The following is a 16,748-nucleotide window of genomic DNA, read 5'->3' as shown; positions in this document are numbered from 1 at the left end:
CCAAGACGGTTTGATAACGGCGGTCGGCGGCGCCCGGTAGCCTTTATCGCGATGACGGATCCCGGAAAAAGCCCCGGACGAAGCCCGGGCACCCACGGCATCACCTACGCCTCGGCCGGGGTGGACATTGAGGCGGGCGACCGCGCCGTTGAAATGTTCAAGCCGCTGGCGACGAAGGCCACCAGGCCCGAGGTGCGGGGCGGCCTAGGTGGGTTCGCCGGGCTGTTCGCGTTGCGCAACGATTACCGCGAACCGCTGCTGGCGGCGTCCACCGACGGTGTGGGAACCAAGCTGGCGGTCGCCCAGGCGATGGACAAGCACGACACCGTCGGCCTGGACCTGGTCGCGATGGTGGTCGACGACCTCGTGGTGTGCGGCGCCGAGCCGCTTTTCCTGCAGGACTACATCGCGGTGGGCCGAACGGTGCCCGAACGCCTCAGCGCGATCGTGGCGGGTATCGCCGAGGGGTGCGTGCGCGCCGGCTGCGCGCTGCTGGGCGGGGAAACGGCCGAGCACCCCGGCCTGATGGAACCGGACCACTACGACATCTCGGCAACCGGTATCGGCGTCGTCGAGGCCGACGACGTGTTGGGTCCCGAACGCGTCAAACCCGGCGACACCATCATCGCGATGGGCTCCTCCGGCCTGCATTCCAACGGCTACTCCCTGGCCCGCACGGTGCTGCTCGAGATCGACCGGATGAACCTGGCGGGTTATGTCGAGGAGTTCGGCCGCACGCTGGGTGAAGAGCTGTTGGAACCCACCCGGATCTACGCCAAAGACTGCCTGGCGTTGACCGCCGAAACCCATGTCCGCACGTTCTGCCATGTCACCGGCGGCGGGCTGGCCGGCAACCTGCAACGCGTCATCCCGCACGGCCTGGTCGCCGAGATCGACCGCGGGACCTGGACGCCCGCACCGGTGTTCGCCATGATCGCCCAGCGTGGCCGGGTGGCGCGCGAGGAGATGGAGAAGACGTTCAACATGGGCGTGGGCATGGTCGCCGTCGTCGCCCCCGAGGACACCGACCGGGCCCTGGCCATCTTGACCGCCCGGCACTTGGACTGCTGGGTGTTGGGAACCGTCTGCAAAGGCGGTAAAGAAGGCCCGCGGGCAAAGCTCGTCGGGCAGCACCCGAGATTTTAAAGGGCGGGAGCCGGGCTAGCGCCGTGTCGAAGCGAATGGCAGCGGCACAGCGGCGTGAGTCTTAGCGACGCCAGTCGTCGGTGTCTGCCCAGGAGTCGGCGACGCTGTCGTCCTCCAGTCCGGTGGAGTCGTCGGCATCCGTTCCTGCCAGCTCGCGCTGTAGCCGCTGGAAGTCGGTCTGCGGGGAACTGTATTTGAGTTCTCGAGCAACCTTGGTCTGCTTTGCCTTAGCCCGGCCGCGGCCCATGGGGGAACCCCCTCGCGCAATAACGGAGCGGCCCGAATCAGGCGGCTCCGATCTCCTGGTGTCGTTATTGTCCTGCCGACAGTTTACCGTGCCTTACGGTTGGGCGTCGGTGCCCCCTGCCGCTGTGGCGGACGTCATTCACAATTATCTCGCACCGCCCCGCAAGCGTTCAACGGCCAGGCGTCCCGCGCCGATCTGTTCCGTGCGTGGCAGCGAATCGGCGTCGATCACCGCAGCCACCGAAGCCTGCGGGCCGGTCGCCAATTCCGTGTCCGCCGGCACCCCGCGCTTGATGAGCGCCAGGGCCACCGGCCCGAGGTCCACGTGGTCCACCACGGTGCCAAGGCGACCGACCGCGCGACCGCCGGCGACCACCGGGTCACCCGTCGACGGCCGCTCGACCGAACCGTCGAGGTGCAACAGCACCAGCATCCGGGGTGGTTTACCGAGGTTGTGCACCCGCGCGACGGTCTCTTGCCCCCGGTAACAGCCCTTGTCCAGGTGGACGGCGCCCTCGCCGGGGCCGCCGATCCACCCCACCTCGTGCGGAATTGTGCGCTCATCGGTGTCGACGCCCAATCGCGGGCGCAGCCCCACCACCCGGTGCGCTTCGTACGCCCAGACCCCCGCGGGTCGCAGGCCCGCCTGGACCAAACGTTTCTGCCAGCCGGCGGACTCGCCGCGCGGGACCACCAAATCCAGTTCGATCTGGCCGGCGGGGCCGCCGGGCATCCGCCGCACAAAGCCCCCGCCGGCCACCGGGATCGCCGTCAGCTCGGCGGGCAGGGCGTCCACGCCGAGCGCGTCGAGCACCGCCCGGTCGGACAGGCGCGGGCCCAACAGCGAAAGCACCGCCATGTCGGCGGCAGCCGGGGTGACATCAGACCAGAAGACCATCTTGCGCAGGTATTCCAGTAGCGGTTCGCCGCGCCAGGGTTCGGTGTCCAGGTAGGTGGTGCCGCCGAGTTCGGTTTGGACCCAGTGGTCCTCGACGCGGCCCTGACCGTCGAGGCTGAGGTTCTGCGTGCTGGCGCCCTCGGAAAGGTCGCTGACGTGCTGGGTGGAGATGCTGTGGAGCCACTTCTGGCGGTCACCACCGGTCAGGGTGAGGACTGCGCGGTTTGAGCGGTCCACCACGACTGCAGCGGTTTCGGCCGCGCGCTGTTCGCCCAGGGGATCGCCGTAATGCCAGACGGCGCCCGCGTCGGGTCCGGCATCGGGTGCAGGAACTGCGTTCATGTGCGCCGCTCCTCCTCATCGCTACGTCCCCCGCAAGCGGGAGGTGCCCCCACTGCATCGTCGCCGGCGCGAGACACACGTCAACTCTACGGACCCCCTGGTGTCTCGTCCGCGGAGCGTGCGGCCACCCTCACATTCGCGGCTAGGCTTTACCTTCATGGCAGGCCAGGCGGGTGTGATCGTCACGCTGGACGGCGCGATTCATCCGCCGGACGCGCCGCTGCTGCACGCCGACGACTTGGCGGCGGTTCGCGGCGACGGCATCTTCGAGACGCTGCTGGTCCGCGACGGCAGGCCCTGTCTGGTCGAGTCCCATCTGCAGCGGCTGACCCAGTCGGCGAGGCTGATGGACCTGCCCGAGCCGGACCTGCCGAGCTGGCGCGATGCGATCGACCTGGCCACTCGGCAGTGGGTCGCGGACACCGCTGACGAAGGCGCGATGCGGCTGATCTACAGCCGCGGCCGGGAGGGCGGGACGACGCCGACCACCTATGTGATGGTCAACGCCGTCCCCGAACGAGTGACGGCGGTTCGGCGCGAGGGCCTGGCCGCGGTGACGTTGGACCGCGGACTGCCCTCGGGCGGTGCCGGCGCGATGCCGTGGCTGCTCGCCGGCGCCAAGACGCTGTCCTACGCGGTCAACATGGCGGCTTTGCGTCATGCCGCCCGGCAAGGGGCCGGTGACGTGATCTTCGTCAGCTCGGATGGCTACATCCTGGAAGGACCGCGCTCGACGGTGGTGATCGCGGCCGCTGACGAAACCGCGGCAGGCGGGAACCTGTGCCTGCTGACACCGCCGCCGTGGTATCCGATTTTGCGTGGCACTACGCAGCAGGCCCTCTTCGAGGTGGCGCGGGACAAGGGCTACGACTGCGACTATCGCGCGTTGCGGCTCGCCGATCTCAATGCGGCGCAAGGGATCTGGCTGGTCTCAAGTATGACGTTGGCCGCCCGCGTACACACCCTCGACGGTCGGCCGCTGCCCCGGTCTCCGCTGGCCGCCGAATTCGCCGCACTGGTCGACTCGGCGATCGTCAGTGATCGCTAAGCGCTGAATTGTGTTGTCGGCTTGCGGAATCGCGGGTACGGTCGGCCGTACACAAGAAGGGAGGTGGTCCGAGAAATTGATAGCTTCATGGACATGTGAGGTGGCTGCGCGCTAGCAGCAGTGGCTTTCGAAGAGCCGGCGATTTACGCGCGCTGGCGAATTCCCCGTAGCCACCCGGCCCCCGAGCTTCCGGTCTGTCCAACCAGGAGCCTTGCTCGGGGGCCGCTCCATGTCTGGAGCCGTTACTCGCTCACCTTCGCGGCTATCTGGCCGGCGAGTTTGCCCGCCTGACCGTTCTCGGCGTCGGGCCCGCACACCAAGAGGTCCACGACCACACTCGACGCCGCGTGCAGCGCGTGATGGCAGGCGCGGGTTCCGTCCGCCTGCGTCCGCCCTTGATAGATTTTCGGCACGGCCCCGGTGACGTCACCGAACTTCCACTCGCTGGACTTGCCGTTGAAGGTCAACGTGATCGATTGGCCCGCGCAGGCCTTCCACCTATCCGCGGACGCCTGCACGAACGCGGTCGCCTTGTCGGGCGACGAAAACTGTACGACCGCTTCGTAGACGCGGTGAGCCTGGTTCTCGCCGGGGGTGTGCACGGCTTGGCCACTCAGCCCGGTGTAACCGTCCGCACCCTTATAGGCCGATTCTTCGATGGGTTCGAACACGCCCTTGCAATCCGGGTTGGACAGCGCCGGCCGGAAGTTGCGCAGCTGCGCGGCCTTGTCGGAAACCACCAGGTTCGGGTCGCCCACGACCGCACCGACCTCCGCGGGGCCGAGGAGATAGGAGTCCAGCTTCGAGGCATTCCCGGAATCCGGGACACTTGGCGCTGGGTTGGCGGCGGTCTGAGTCGAATTCGGGCCGGTGCCGGCCTTCGGGGCGGATTTGGTCTTGCCGCCCTGCGTGGTGAGTACGAAGACGATCGCGATCGCCGCGATCACCGCCACGGCGGCGCCGCCGATGATGAGCAGCCGCTTGCTGGATCCGCCCACCGGCTCTGGCGCCGCGGCCCTGGCGGCCGGGCCGCCGGCTGGGGCCGCGGCGGCGGGCTGCGCTGCGGCCGCGGCCTGCGCCTCGGTCGTGATCGCGGCGTCGGGCTTGCCGTCCTTGGCCTCGATCTCGGCCAGCACGTTGTCGATTTCGGTGCGGGTGCGGTAGGTGACGTCGTGGCGCAGGCGCAGCATGCGCAACAGTTGCCCGATGTCGCCGCGGGCGCTGGGATCGTCGCCGTCCTCGTCGAGTCCCTGCCTGAGTTCGATCAAAAGCTGGGTCTGCGCCTGCGGGCTGAGTTCTTTTTCGGCGAGAGTGTCGCCCAACCGGGTGATGTACCCGAACGGGACGGGCGGTTCTTCGGGCAGCGGGTCCGGCAACGGCACCGGCTTGCTTTGCAGCGCGTGTACCGCGGTAACGAGTTGGATGCCGGCGTCGACGGTCGGTTCCCGGTAGTCGATGATCTGCAATGCGGCAAGGGGATTCACGCGCATGCTGTCGACGTCACCGATGCGCACGGGAAGGATCGGCCGGTTCAGCGCCCTCGCGTAGCGCAACTCGGCCTGGCTGGGCTTGGACTGCAGCCAGTTGTTGGACAGCGCAACGATGAACACGTCACACGAGCGGACCTGCTCGAGGATCTTGTTCCACCACGACTCGCCGCCGCCGAGCTCTTGGTCGAACCAAACTTGTTGCTGCGCGCGCCGAAGCGCGGCCGTCAGGGCGTCCACCGCCGCCCTGTCTTGGCTCGAGTAGCTGATGAACAGCGGCATCACGGTCTCCTACGGGGAGGCGTAGCAAACGAACGGCGAAATCGGCGCACGCGGCTATTGGGCATGCGCCGATACCGTATCAGTGTCGGACGATGTCAGACGGCGCAAATTCACGGCTATTCGGGGTGCGACGGCTAAAACTTAACCTTGGGCGCCGCCAACCGCCGAAGCGTCCTCGGGAGGGTGGAACTCGGCATAGCGACGCGCGAATTCGGTACCGGGAACCGGCCACTGCTCGCCGGTGGATCCCCGGATGACCCAGTCGCCCTCCGCCGCGGTTGTCGGCCCTTCCAAGGTGTTTACCGTCTCGCCCGGGTAGGCAGGACGGGCCTGGACCCGCCCTTTGCGCTGCCAGCGCCCGTCACCGGCCGGTTCGTAGGAATCCCTGAAGATGTCGTCGCGAACCGACCACACCCTGCCGTCTTCCTGGATCGCCCAGTCGCCGGCGTCGGCGCGCATGGTGTGCCCCGAATCCGACGTCCACGTCCATGGGGCGCTTCGTTGTTCGGCGGCCACCGTCCCCACCCGGGTGAAGGACCGCCAGAGCGGGCGCGACCGGAAGCCAAGCCGGCGCAGGCTCCACAACGTGGCCGCCAGGCTGCGCACCGCGGCATTGAGCAGCTCCGGATCGCTCTCGACGACCACCCAGTCGACCAGCTTGTTGTGGATCTTGCGCGAATCGTCGCGCGGCGAACCGAATTTCCAGCCGTTGCGGCGGTAGTAGCGGCACCAATCCTCGTGCTCGGCGCGGGCCATGCTCATCGCCGAATACTGGTCGAAGCCCATCAGGGCCAGCTGCTCCAAGGGAGGCAGTCCCGCCATTTCGTTGCCGGACAGCTGGGCGGGCAAGCTGCCCCACGTATTCCAGGTGTGCCCCGCGATCTGCTCCACCATCCACAGCGCGTTGCGCACCTGACGCCGGTTGGACCCCCGATAAAACTCGTTGAGCTCGGCCCAGGGCATGGCGGCCGGAGACCGTGGCGCGTCCGCGTCGATCGTCGAGACATACCGCTCGTGGATCAACCTCGCCGCTCGCTCCCAGGCGTCCTGCACCTGCCCCTCCTGGGTGTCCAGCACCAGCGAGTAGGACTGCAACCGGCCGACGACCTGAACCGAGTCGTCAGTGATGCTGGTGTTGAGGTCCGAGGCGTAGATCGGCATCTCGGGGAAGCGGGCCGCCAGCCTCGCCGCGGTCGTGGCGGCATGGGAGTCCACGAAGATCACGGCGCTGGTCGCGTGGTCGACGTCACCGATCAGCTTCAGCATGGTCGGCACCGTCGGCGCCTCGGCGGTGGCATCGATGGTCGGCCCCTCCGACATGAATCCGGCCTGCTGCCGGTAGAACTCGTGATCCGCCAAGTACTCCGGGGCGTCCCTTTCGACCAGGGTGAGCGCGGGCAACGGCACCGCGCCCGGCGGCGTGTAGAAGTCGCGTTCCAGGGCGCGTTGGGTCAGGTCCGCGCACAGTGCCAGGGTCAATTGTGAAGTGCCGCAGACGAATACCCGCTTCGTTCGCCCAGTTGCGATGATGCCGTCGAGTAGCCTGGCCGCGGTCACCTCATACTTGCCGACCACGTCGGCCGCCCACCGAATGTCCGACCCGCCGAACTGCTGGGCCCGCCAGGCCTGGGCCAGCCAGGGGTCGTCCATCCGCACGATCAGCGGCAACCGCCGTTTGTGGGCGACCTCGTCGAGCCGGCGGCCGATCAGCTCCAGCCACAACAGGTTGATCGCCGGATCGGGCGCCATCAGGTAGAGGCGGGACAGGTGGCGCCACAGCCGCAGCGACACCAGGGTGGACGGGTTGTTGAAGTCCACCAGGACGACCCGGGCGCCCTGCCTGCGTGCCCGCTGCACCCGGTCATCGCTGGCGCCGGTGATGACGACCAGCGTGCTGCGCCGGTCCAGCGTCCGCGCGACCCCGCTGACGATTGACTGGGTGTCGCCGTCGATGCCGACGATGGCGGTGACGGAGTCAGCGAGGTTTGCCCGCATCCGGTCCACCTGGGCCCGGAAGACCCCCACCACGACGCCCCCCAATCCGGTGAAGATCGCCGAAAGTGCTGCAATGCGGGCCAGTTCCAGGCCGACCGGCGTGGGGCTCGGGCAGGTTCGCCCACTCACCGAGAAGTCGCCGGTGCCGCCCTTGACCAGACTGGCCGTCGCCATCAGTGGCGTGAAGAAAGCGGGATGGTTGGCGTCGTGGCATCCCCAATACGAGGTCAGGCCCAGGATCGCGCTCATGCCGATGAGGACGGCGATCACGGTGAACGAAACGCCCACCACTCGGTGGCTGTTGTCGGAGCGGAAGGTCAGTACGCACGCCGCGATCAGCACGGCCACGACGATCGCGAGCGTGGGCATCGATCCGGGTCGGCCGAACCAGCCGAGGGCCGGTGGCAGCGCGTCGGTGATCGAGGGCCACAGGTCCAGGACACTTAGGTACACGATGAGCAGCACACCGACCGCGGTTAGGCCCCAGCGCAACGTGGGCGAGGGTGCCCTCGTGGGACGCATCCGCCGATCTCCCTTCGCGCGGTATCGGCTGTTCGGACGTCGAACAGTACACGCAAAAGGTAGGCCGAAAGCAATGATTGCGGGCCGGTGCGCACCGCCGAGTTACCCAGGCGGGCAACAGGTCGGCGGCTATCCGGCGTACCGCGAGAGCCGCGCCGAAAGGTGTGGAACGAGGCCGCCGTCAGCGTCCACACGTTCCTCGACGTAGGCCAGGTCGCCGCCCTCGACGATTCCGTAGAGCCGTTTGGCGCCGCCGACCAGCACACCCGATCGGCTGCGGGCCAGCGCATCGGTCACCAGCTCCCACGACGACTGGGTGCGGGGCCGTCCGTAGAACAGTTCGACGTACCCGGCGGAGTGGGCCAACAGCAACTCGATGGCCTGTGATTCGCTCGGGTCATCGGGGTCGCTGACGAAGCGCCAGAAGCCCGTTTCCCGCAAGGCGTGCTCCTGGTATTCGCCCGTGTCGCTGAGGCGCCACGAGCGGGATTCCCAATTCAGGTAGTCGCCGCCGTCGTGCGAGACGACGATCTGCTGCCCGAACCGGTAGTCCCCGTCATGTCCTCGACCCTCGCCTTCTCCGCGCCACACACCAACGAGCGGCAGCAGCGCCAGCAATGCGTCATTCAGGTTGGCGCCTTCACGCAGGTTGGCGGTGTCGGCGGGAAACGGCAGGTCGTCGAAGGCGGGAATGTTGCGGCCGGCGGTCAGCTTGGCGCGCTCAGCGGCGGCGGCCACCGCGCGATCGCCGGAGCTCGCAGAAGAACCCGGTTCGTCAGAGGTCACGATTCGTCGGTGATGAGCCGGTACAGCGTGTACAGCGCGAACCATGAGATCACCACGACGGCGACGACCAGCATGATCTCGAAGAAGAGCACCACGGGGACAAGTCTATTCGCCGCGGGAGGTCGCGGTCAGGGCAGTCGGGGTCTCAGGCGATCTTGACGTCCACCTCGTGGATCCCCGCGCCCGACGGGCTCACCACGGCATTCCCGTTGCCGGCGGCCGACAACGCCCGCAGCGTCCAGGACCCCGGCGCCGCGAAGAACCGGAAGTCGCCCGTGGCCGACGCGACGACCTCGGCGGTGAACTCGTCCGACGAGTCGAGCAAGCGGACGAACGCGCCACCCACCGCCTGGCCGTCGCTGTCCACGACCCGGCCGGTGATCACCGTTTCCTTCTCCAAGTCGACGCTGGCGGGCAACGTCACTCCTTGCTTCGGGGCAGAGCACATATCAGCTTCCCAACTCAATCGGGGCACCCACCAGGGAGCCGTATTCCGTCCAACTTCCGTCGTAGTTCTTGACGTTTTTGTGGCCGAGTAATTCCCGGAGCACGAACCAGGTGTGCGACGAACGCTCCCCGATGCGGCAGTACGCGATCGTTTCCTTGGTGCCGTCCAGTCCGGCGTCGGCGTAGAGCTTGGCCAGCTCCTCGTCGGATTTGAAGGTCCCGTCCTCGTTGGCGGCCTTGCTCCACGGCACGTTGATCGCGCCGGGAATATGGCCGGGCCGCTGGCTCTGCTCCTGCGGCAGATGCGCCGGCGCCAGGATCTTGCCGGAGAACTCGTCGGGTGAACGCACGTCGACCAGGTTCGTGGCGTTGATGGCAGCGATGACCTCGTCGCGGAACGCCCGGATGCTGTTGTCCGGCGCGGCGGCGGTGTAAGAGGTTGCCGGCCGGGTGACCGTGTCGCTGGACAGTGCGCGCCCATCGAGTTCCCACTTCTTGCGGCCGCCGTCGAGCAGCTTGACCTTGTCGTGGCCGTACAGCTTGAAGTACCAGTAGGCGTAGGCGGCGAACCAGTTGTTGTTGCCGCCGTAGAGGATCACGGTGTCGTCGTTGGAGATGCCGCGTTCGCTGAGCAGTTTCGAGAATTGCTGCGCGTCGACGAAGTCCCGCTTCACCGGGTCCTGCAAGTCGGAACGCCAGTCCAGCCTGATCGCGCCGGGGATGTGGCCGGTGTCGTAGGCGCTGGTGTCCTCGTCGACTTCGACGAAGACGACGCCGGCTGCGTCGAGATTGCTCTCGGCCCAGTCCACGGAGACCAGGACGTCGGAGCGTGCCATGCGGGGGATCCTTTCGATCGCTTTCTATGAACAGGTCATGTGGTGCGCGCGGCTCCTCGGAAACGCGCAACCAGTGGGTAGAGCTGGCAACCCAGGCAGATGCCGAAGGCGGCATTCAGGAAGGCGGCGACGAGCGCCCCGGCGGTGGCGATGACGCCGACCAAGAAGGCGCCCGCGGCGAACGCGACGACGCCCACGAGCGCGAAGATCAGGCCGACGAGTTGCGCGAACTTCAGCGGTGCGACCGGTTCCCGCTCGGTGACGGGGCCGAGCCGGGGTGCCACGACTAGGGCGAATATCCGCCCATAGGGATGCTTGCGCGGGCCGCCCGCGGCGCCGACGGCGAAGACAATGGCCTGCACCCCCAGAATGACCGCCGCCGCCAGGGGACTGGCGGCGGACACGGCGAGGGTGATCACCAGGACTGCGGTGGTAACCCAGGCTGCAAACCGCGGACCGCGCACGTCGACGGTGTCTGGCTGGGTGGTGTTGCTGATCGGCACGGTGCTACTCCTGGATACGCCTGTTGCTGAGGGAACGACGGGAGACGGGCCACGGTAACGTTCCGGGGCTGCTCCGAGTGCGACGCGAAAGTGCGCGGCGACTCAGCAGCTACAGCGACAGCAACAGCCCGCGGTGCGGCACAGATCGACTGCGCGGCGTTGGGTGAGCAGGGGCTCAATGCGGGCTAGCACGTCGGCTAGCTTACCGAATGACGTTCAGCGATCAAATCCAGCGGCGGTTGCCCCGCGGACCGAAAGCCGTCGGCGATGCCGGGGTCACGACTGCTTGAAACCGTCCAGATCGACGGTCGCTCCATAACTGATGCCCTCGATGATCACGTCTGAGCCGCGCGCGCCCTCGGTCTTCGGTGCCACCCCGAACGGGAGCCGCTGGTTGGGCACCCTGGTGGTGAAGGCGCGCAGCACCGCATCCCGCTTGTCATCCGGAACGGCTTGATCCGCGGTGTCCGCCCCGGTCAAGACGCCGGTCGGCGTGATCACCAGCGTCGACTGGTCGTCCGGGGCGATGGAAAGGTCCACCGAGACGCTCACCCGGTGCTCGAAGTTGGCCGAGTGGGGGGTGCCGCTGAACACCAGACCGTGGCTGTCGGAGATGCCCGACGCGGTGACGCCGCCGGTGGCGGTGTTGGTCTCCTTCGGCGGCGCCTCGACCATCAGGTCGCTGATGCCCATATAACGGCCCAGGTGGGTCGAGCCGATGATGATGCGGCTCTCCAGTTTGCCCACCGGCAGCTTCGCAGCGGGTTCGATCAGCCAAGACGCGTGGGTCAGATCGACCGCGTACATCGTGGCTTCGAGGGTGGCCTTGCCGACCGTTGCATGGTCGACGGCGTTGGCTTTGATCTCCACCTGGTTGTAGTGGTGGCGCATGGCCTGCGGGATGAAGGGAAACGCCACGATGGCCACGAACGGGTCGGACCTCAGATTGGCCGCCTTGCGCACGGTGCAGGACAGCCGGTATTCGGCGTAGATGCTGCTTCCGTAGTCGACAACAACCGCACCGAGCACAGCCGCGGCCACGGCGATCGCCGCTGCCGCCACCCCGATCAGGACCTTGCGCACCCGCATATTGTCGCGTAACCCCCTGCGCGCCGTGTCGCGGACCGCCCGGGTGGCGGGGCTCACACTGCATCGTCACCACGCAAAAATGGCAGGTGGCAAGTTATCGTTAGGTGGCCTGGCAACTAACGCGTTGTTGCGTTGCGAATTGTGGAAGATGCCGTTCCCCCGAGCTGGAGGGGCTAGTTGGAGCTATTACTGCTTACCTCGGAGCTGCATCCCGACCCGGTCCTGCCGTCGTTGTCGCTCCTTCCCCACACCGTCCGGACGGCACCGGCGGAACCGTCCTCGTTGCTCGAGGCTGGGACTGCGGACGCCGTGCTGGTGGACGCGCGCACCGATTTGTCGTCGGCCCGTGGCCTTTGCCGGCTGTTGAGCACGGCGGGCCGGTCGGTCCCCGTCTTGGCTGTCGTGAGCGAAGGTGGTCTGGTGGCGGTCAGCGCCGACTGGGGGCTGGACGAGATCCTGCTGCCGAGCACCGGACCCGCCGAGATCGACGCCAGGCTGCGGCTGGTGGTCGGGCGTCGCGGCGGGCTGGCCGACCAGGAAAGCGCCGGCAAGGTGAGCCTGGGTGAGCTGGTGATCGACGAGGGCACCTACACCGCGAGACTGCGGGGACGCCCGCTCGACCTGACCTACAAAGAGTTCGAGTTGCTCAAGTACCTCGCCCAGCATGCCGGACGCGTCTTCACCCGCGCGCAGCTCCTGCACGAAGTCTGGGGATACGACTTCTTCGGCGGCACCCGCACCGTGGACGTGCACGTGCGTCGGCTGCGCGCCAAACTCGGCCCCGAATACGAGGCGCTGATCGGCACGGTGCGCAACGTCGGCTACAAAGCCGTCCGGCCTGCACGTGGCCGCGCCCCGATCGCCGACACCATGGACGACGAAGCCGCCGACGACGCCGAGTCCGACTCCGAGGAAATGCAAGAGCCCCTGGGCGACCCGTTGCGCAGTCAGTGACCGCGCCTGAGTGGCGCTCGGCGCTGACCGCGGACGAGCAGCGGCAAGTGCGCGAACTAATCACGGCGACAACGGAATTCGATGGGGTGGCGCCCGTCGGTGAACAGGTGCTGCGCGAGCTCGCGCACGATCGCACCGGGCATCTGCTCATCACCGAGACCGACGAGACCGTGGGGTACCTCAATCTCTCGCACGACGCAGAAGCCGCGATGGCGGAACTCGTCGTGCATCCGCGGGTCCGCCGGCACGGCTTCGGGACGGCGCTGGCGCGTGCGGCCCTGGCCGAGACCGGCGGACGGAACCGGTTCTGGGCGCACGGCACACTCGAGCCGGCCCGGGCAACCGCCGACGCGCTGGGCCTGGTCCCGGTACGCGAATTGCTGCAGATGCGCCGCACGCTGCGTGACACCCACGACTTGGTCCGCCCCGTGCCCGGCGTACGGGTCTGCACCTACGCGGGAACCGCCGACGACGCTGAGCTGCTGCGCGTCAACAACGCCGCCTTCGCCGACCATCCCGAACAGGGCGGCTGGACCGAAGTGCAGCTGGCCGAGCGGCGCAACGAGCCGTGGTTCGACCCGGACGGCTTGTTCCTCGCTTTCGGCGTGTCCGAACCCGATCAGCCGGGCAAGCTGCTGGGCTTCCACTGGACCAAGGTGCATCCCGATCAACCCGGCCTGGGGGAGGTCTACGTCGTGGGCGTCGACCCGTCGGCGCAGGGGCGGGGTCTGGGGCAGATGCTGACGGCCATCGGGATCGAGTCGTTGGCGCGGCGGCTGGCCGGGGCGGCCGAACCGACCGTGCTGCTCTACGTGGAGTCGGACAACGTCGCCGCGGTGCGCACCTACCAGCGCTTGGGCTTCACCACCTACAGCGTGGACACCGCCTACGCCGTCGCCTCCGGCTGACAGACGCGCACGCGCGAAACCGGGTGCGCGGGATGCGACAGGGCATATTTTCGCGACGACCTGGCAACCTGTTGGGAGATGGCCGGCGGGGCACACGCGGGCCCGTAGGGGGCAGGAAGCTAGATCGGTGAGGCTCGACAGGGGTGGTGGCAGAGCGCTGGCGGTGCTGGCGGTGGCGGTGGCAGTGGGTATCGGCGCATTGACCGGCTGTGGCAGCGACCAGAACCGCCGCGACGCGTCGGCGGCAGCGGCCTCCGGGCCCACGGGCACGGCGGGATGCGGCGGCAAGAACAAGCTGACGGCGGAAGGCTCGACGGCCCAACAAAACGCGATGGCGTTGTTCAACCAGGTCTGGGGCCAGTACTGCCCGGGCAAGAGCGTGTCGTACAACCCGACCGGTTCGGGCGCCGGCCGCGAGCAGTTCATCGCCGGCCATGTCGACTTCGCGGGCGCCGACTCGCCGCTGGCCGCCGACCAGATCGGTCCGGCCGCCGCACGATGCGAGGGAAACCCGGCGTGGGACTTGCCGCTGGTGTTCGGGCCGATCGCGTTGGTCTACAACCTGGCCGGAGTGCCGGCATTGGTGGTGAGCAGTGACGCGTTGGCCAAGATCTTCAGCGGACGGATCACCGCCTGGAATGACCCCATCCTGGCGGCCCTCAATCCCGGTGTCGTGCTGCCCGACACCAAGATCGCACCGATCTACCGGACGGACTCGTCCGGAACGACCGACAACATGCAGAAATATCTGACGGCCGCCGCGCCGCAGAGCTGGACCAAAGGCGTGGGCACCGAATTTCAGGGCGGGGTGGGTGAGGGCGCCATGAAGTCGGCCGGCGTCGTCCAGGCCGTGCGGGCGACGCCGGGCGCAATCGGATACGTCGAGAAGGGCTTCGCCGACCAGGGCGGTATGCCGTACGCCCAGATCGCCACCAATAAGGGCGTCGCGGTCCCGCTCACCAACGAGACGGCCGGGAATGCGGTGAAGGCGGCCAACTTCGTGGCCGACGGCAACGACCTGGTGCTGGACCTCAACGCGATGTACCGCTCCCAAGAACCGAGTGTCTACCCGCTGGTCCTGGCGACGTACGAGATCGTGTGCTCGAAGGGCTCCGACCCGGACACCTCCGGCGCGATCAAGTCGTTCCTCACGGTCGCCGCCGGCAGCGGGCAGACCGAGCTTCCCTCGGCCGGCTATATCCCGCTGCCCGATAGGGTCAAAGAGCGACTGGTTGCCGCGATCAACGCTCTGCAGTGACCAAGTGGCCCCGCGCTTAAGGAGCGAGTGAACTGTGCTGGGATCACAGTGACCACGCCAAACCCGATCGACGCCGGCTCGGGCGCGACCGTCGCCGCGCCCTTCCCGGAAGCGCCGGTGATACCGATCAACCCGTGGGGAGATGCGCGTCCCCACGTCGGGGATCGCGCGTTCCGTTTGCTGGCCAAAGGCTCAGGCTTGCTGATCGTCGTCGTCATCGGGGCAATTGGCGGATTCCTGCTGCTGCGGGCCATCCCGGCCCTGAGGCGCGATCGGGAGAACTTCTTCAGCTACGGCGGCAATTGGATCACCACCGACACCTCGGCCATGCACTTCGGCATCTCCGACCTGCTGAAGGTCACCATGTTCGTGTCGGCGTTCGCGTTGATCCTGGCCATGCCCGTCGCGCTGGGCGTCGCCATCTTCGTCACGCAGTACTCGCCGCGCCGCGCCGCCGCCTCCCTGGCCTACGCCGTCGATCTGCTGGCGGGGGTCCCGTCCATCATTTACGGCGCGTGGGGCCTGCATGTGCTGGCGCCGCAGCTGCGACCCCTGGCCACCTGGCTGAACCACAACCTGGGCTGGTGCTTTCTTTTCGCCGACGGCAACGCGTCGGTGGCCGGCGGCGGCACCATCTTCACCGGCGGCATCGTCCTGGCGGTGATGATCCTGCCGATCATCACCGCCGTGACCCGCGAGGTGTTCGTCCAGACACCACAGGATCAGGTCGAGGCCGCGCTGGCCCTCGGTGCCACCCGTTGGGAGGTGGTGAAGACGATCGTGCTGCCGTTCGGGCGGTCGGGATACATCAGCGCAGCGGTGCTGGGACTGGGCCGCGCGATGGGTGAGACGGTCGCGTTGCTGATCATCTTGCGCGGAACCCAGGCGGCGTTCGGCTGGTCGCTGTTCGACGGCGGCTCCACGGTCGCGACCAAGATCGCGGGCACCGTGGCGCAGTTCAATGACCAATACAAGGCCGGCGCGTACATCGCCGCGGGGCTGGCACTCTTCGTGCTCACCTTCCTGGTCGACGCCCTGGCGCGCGGCGCCGCCTCCAAAACCAGGTGGAGCGCCGGGCGATGACCTCGATGTTGGACCGCCCGCTGAAGCCGCGCACGTTCTCTCGGCCGAGCCGGCGCCGCCGGGTCGCGGATCATGTTGCGACGGTGCTGGTTTCGCTGTCGATGGTGATTGCGGTGACGCCCCTGCTGTTGGTGCTCTACTCGGTGATCGCCAAGGGCTTCAAGGCGATCGCGTCGACCGTTTGGTGGACGCATTCGCAAGCGGGCATGACGGCGTTCGTGGCCGGCGGCGGCGCCTATCACGCGATCGTCGGCACCGTGTTGCAAGGAGTGGTGTGCGCGCTGATCTCCATCCCGATCGGCCTCATGCTCGCCATCTATCTGGCCGAATATGGTGGCGGTACCCCGCTGGGCAGGCTGGCCACGTTCATGGTGGACGTCCTGAGCGGAGTGCCCTCGATCGTGGCGGCGTTGTTCATTTACGCGCTGTTCGTGGCGACGTTGGGACTTCCTCGCTCCGAGTTCGCGGTGTCCCTCGCGCTGGTCCTGTTGATGCTTCCGGTGATCGTGCGAGCCACCGAGGAGATGCTGCGGATCGTCCCGGTGGATCTTCGCGAGGCCAGTTACGCGCTGGGCATCCCGAAATGGAAGACGATCGTCAGGGTCGTGCTTCCCACCGGGGTCTCCGGCATCATCACGGGCATCATGCTGGCGGTGGCCAGGGTGATGGGCGAGACGGCCCCATTGCTGATTCTCGTCGGTTACTCGCAATCTATGAGCTTCGACATCTTCAGTGGATTCATGGGGACGCTACCCGGCATGATGTACAACCAGACCAGCGCCGGTGCCGGCGTGAACCCGGTCCCCACGGATCGGTTGTGGGGTGCCGCCCTAACCCTCATCCTGGTGATCGCCACCATCAACATCGGGGCCCGAGTGACAGCGAAGTTTCTTGGCGCCAGAAAGTCATAGGCAGGAG

General features: G+C 67.5%; 17 protein-coding genes and 1 pseudogene. 7 read left to right on the top strand and 11 right to left on the bottom strand.

The window, feature by feature from the left end; all coding sequences use genetic code 11:
• Nucleotides 1–51: 51 nt before the first annotated feature.
• Nucleotides 52–1,146 carry a phosphoribosylformylglycinamidine cyclo-ligase gene (gene purM / locus A5781_RS06725; protein WP_067203017.1) on the top strand — a complete coding sequence of 365 codons (1,095 nt, stop codon included), beginning with the start codon at nucleotides 52–54 and terminating at the stop codon, nucleotides 1,144–1,146.
• Nucleotides 1,147–1,207: 61 nt separating this feature from the next.
• Here purM and A5781_RS06720 read toward each other — a convergent pair whose 3' ends face one another.
• The 3 genes and pseudogenes from A5781_RS06720 to A5781_RS26095 all read right to left on the bottom strand — a co-directional run.
• Nucleotides 1,208–1,393 carry a DUF3073 domain-containing protein gene (locus tag A5781_RS06720; RefSeq protein WP_067203015.1) on the bottom strand — a complete coding sequence of 62 codons (186 nt, stop codon included), beginning with the start codon at nucleotides 1,391–1,393 and terminating at the stop codon, nucleotides 1,208–1,210.
• Between the two features lie 144 nt (nucleotides 1,394–1,537).
• Entirely contained in the window at nucleotides 1,538–2,632 is a 1,095-nt protein-coding gene (locus tag A5781_RS06715; RefSeq protein WP_067203013.1) for a folate-binding protein YgfZ, read from the bottom strand.
• A pseudogene (locus A5781_RS26095) lies at nucleotides 2,629–2,703 on the bottom strand (16S rRNA (guanine(966)-N(2))-methyltransferase RsmD); the annotation flags it as partial. The gene A5781_RS06715 and the pseudogene A5781_RS26095, both read right to left, overlap by 4 nt.
• A 104-nt stretch (nucleotides 2,704–2,807) precedes the next feature.
• Here A5781_RS26095 and A5781_RS06710 point away from each other — a divergent pair.
• Complete coding sequence (locus A5781_RS06710) at nucleotides 2,808–3,680, top strand: aminodeoxychorismate lyase (RefSeq protein ID WP_156622467.1); 873 nt, start codon at nucleotides 2,808–2,810, stop codon at nucleotides 3,678–3,680.
• A gap of 242 nt (nucleotides 3,681–3,922) precedes the next feature.
• Here the strand turns inward: A5781_RS06710 and A5781_RS06705 are convergent, their stop codons facing one another.
• The 8 genes from A5781_RS06705 to lmeA form a co-directional block, all read right to left on the bottom strand.
• On the bottom strand, nucleotides 3,923–5,449 hold the full coding sequence (locus tag A5781_RS06705; RefSeq protein ID WP_067203009.1) for a sensor domain-containing protein: 1,527 nt from the start codon (nucleotides 5,447–5,449) through the stop codon (nucleotides 3,923–3,925).
• A 141-nt stretch (nucleotides 5,450–5,590) separates the two neighbouring features.
• Nucleotides 5,591–7,966, bottom strand: a complete 2,376-nt coding sequence (locus A5781_RS06700) for a hypothetical protein (protein ID WP_067203007.1) — start codon at nucleotides 7,964–7,966, stop codon at nucleotides 5,591–5,593.
• Nucleotides 7,967–8,095: 129 nt separating this feature from the next.
• Nucleotides 8,096–8,752 (bottom strand): FABP family protein, encoded by a 657-nt coding sequence (locus A5781_RS06695; RefSeq protein ID WP_067203004.1) that lies wholly within the window; start codon nucleotides 8,750–8,752, stop codon nucleotides 8,096–8,098.
• A 145-nt stretch (nucleotides 8,753–8,897) separates the two neighbouring features.
• The gene (locus A5781_RS06690; RefSeq protein ID WP_055403506.1) at nucleotides 8,898–9,200 is read right to left on the bottom strand and encodes a DUF1416 domain-containing protein; all 303 of its coding nucleotides are present in this window, start codon (nucleotides 9,198–9,200) and stop codon (nucleotides 8,898–8,900) included.
• Nucleotide 9,201: 1 nt separating this feature from the next.
• Nucleotides 9,202–10,035, bottom strand: a complete 834-nt coding sequence (locus A5781_RS06685) for a sulfurtransferase (RefSeq protein ID WP_067203002.1) — start codon at nucleotides 10,033–10,035, stop codon at nucleotides 9,202–9,204.
• Nucleotides 10,036–10,070: 35 nt separating this feature from the next.
• Nucleotides 10,071–10,538 (bottom strand): DUF4395 domain-containing protein, encoded by a 468-nt coding sequence (locus A5781_RS06680; protein ID WP_067203000.1) that lies wholly within the window; start codon nucleotides 10,536–10,538, stop codon nucleotides 10,071–10,073.
• Between the two features lie 102 nt (nucleotides 10,539–10,640).
• Nucleotides 10,641–10,730, bottom strand: coding sequence for an Ms5788A family Cys-rich leader peptide (locus tag A5781_RS26510; protein ID WP_369816355.1), 90 nt, complete (start codon nucleotides 10,728–10,730; stop codon nucleotides 10,641–10,643).
• Between the two features lie 84 nt (nucleotides 10,731–10,814).
• A complete protein-coding gene (gene lmeA / locus A5781_RS06675) occupies nucleotides 10,815–11,627 on the bottom strand; it encodes a mannan chain length control protein LmeA (protein ID WP_067202997.1) in 813 nt (270 codons plus the stop codon).
• Between the two features lie 177 nt (nucleotides 11,628–11,804).
• Between lmeA and A5781_RS06670 the strand changes: the two genes are divergently transcribed.
• From A5781_RS06670 to pstA, 5 genes are all read left to right on the top strand, one after another.
• On the top strand, nucleotides 11,805–12,581 hold the full coding sequence (locus A5781_RS06670) for a response regulator transcription factor (RefSeq protein WP_067202995.1): 777 nt from the start codon (nucleotides 11,805–11,807) through the stop codon (nucleotides 12,579–12,581).
• Nucleotides 12,578–13,489 carry a mycothiol synthase gene (mshD, locus tag A5781_RS06665; RefSeq protein ID WP_067202992.1) on the top strand — a complete coding sequence of 304 codons (912 nt, stop codon included), beginning with the start codon at nucleotides 12,578–12,580 and terminating at the stop codon, nucleotides 13,487–13,489. Before A5781_RS06670 ends, mshD begins: the two co-directional genes overlap by 4 nt.
• A 127-nt stretch (nucleotides 13,490–13,616) precedes the next feature.
• On the top strand, nucleotides 13,617–14,747 hold the full coding sequence (gene pstS / locus A5781_RS06660) for a phosphate ABC transporter substrate-binding protein PstS (protein WP_067202989.1): 1,131 nt from the start codon (nucleotides 13,617–13,619) through the stop codon (nucleotides 14,745–14,747).
• A gap of 48 nt (nucleotides 14,748–14,795) precedes the next feature.
• Nucleotides 14,796–15,830, top strand: a complete 1,035-nt coding sequence (gene pstC, locus A5781_RS06655; RefSeq protein ID WP_369817686.1) for a phosphate ABC transporter permease subunit PstC — start codon at nucleotides 14,796–14,798, stop codon at nucleotides 15,828–15,830.
• Nucleotides 15,827–16,741, top strand: a complete 915-nt coding sequence (gene pstA / locus A5781_RS06650) for a phosphate ABC transporter permease PstA (RefSeq protein ID WP_067203159.1) — start codon at nucleotides 15,827–15,829, stop codon at nucleotides 16,739–16,741. Before pstC ends, pstA begins: the two co-directional genes overlap by 4 nt.
• Nucleotides 16,742–16,748 lie beyond the last annotated feature (7 nt).

It is taken from the genome of Mycobacterium sp. 852002-30065_SCH5024008, assembly GCF_001665645.1.
Lineage (GTDB): Bacteria > Actinomycetota > Actinomycetes > Mycobacteriales > Mycobacteriaceae > Mycobacterium > Mycobacterium paraffinicum.
The sequence above is the reverse complement of the archived record's forward strand: the minus strand, read 5'-3'. Positions and strand labels throughout refer to the sequence as shown.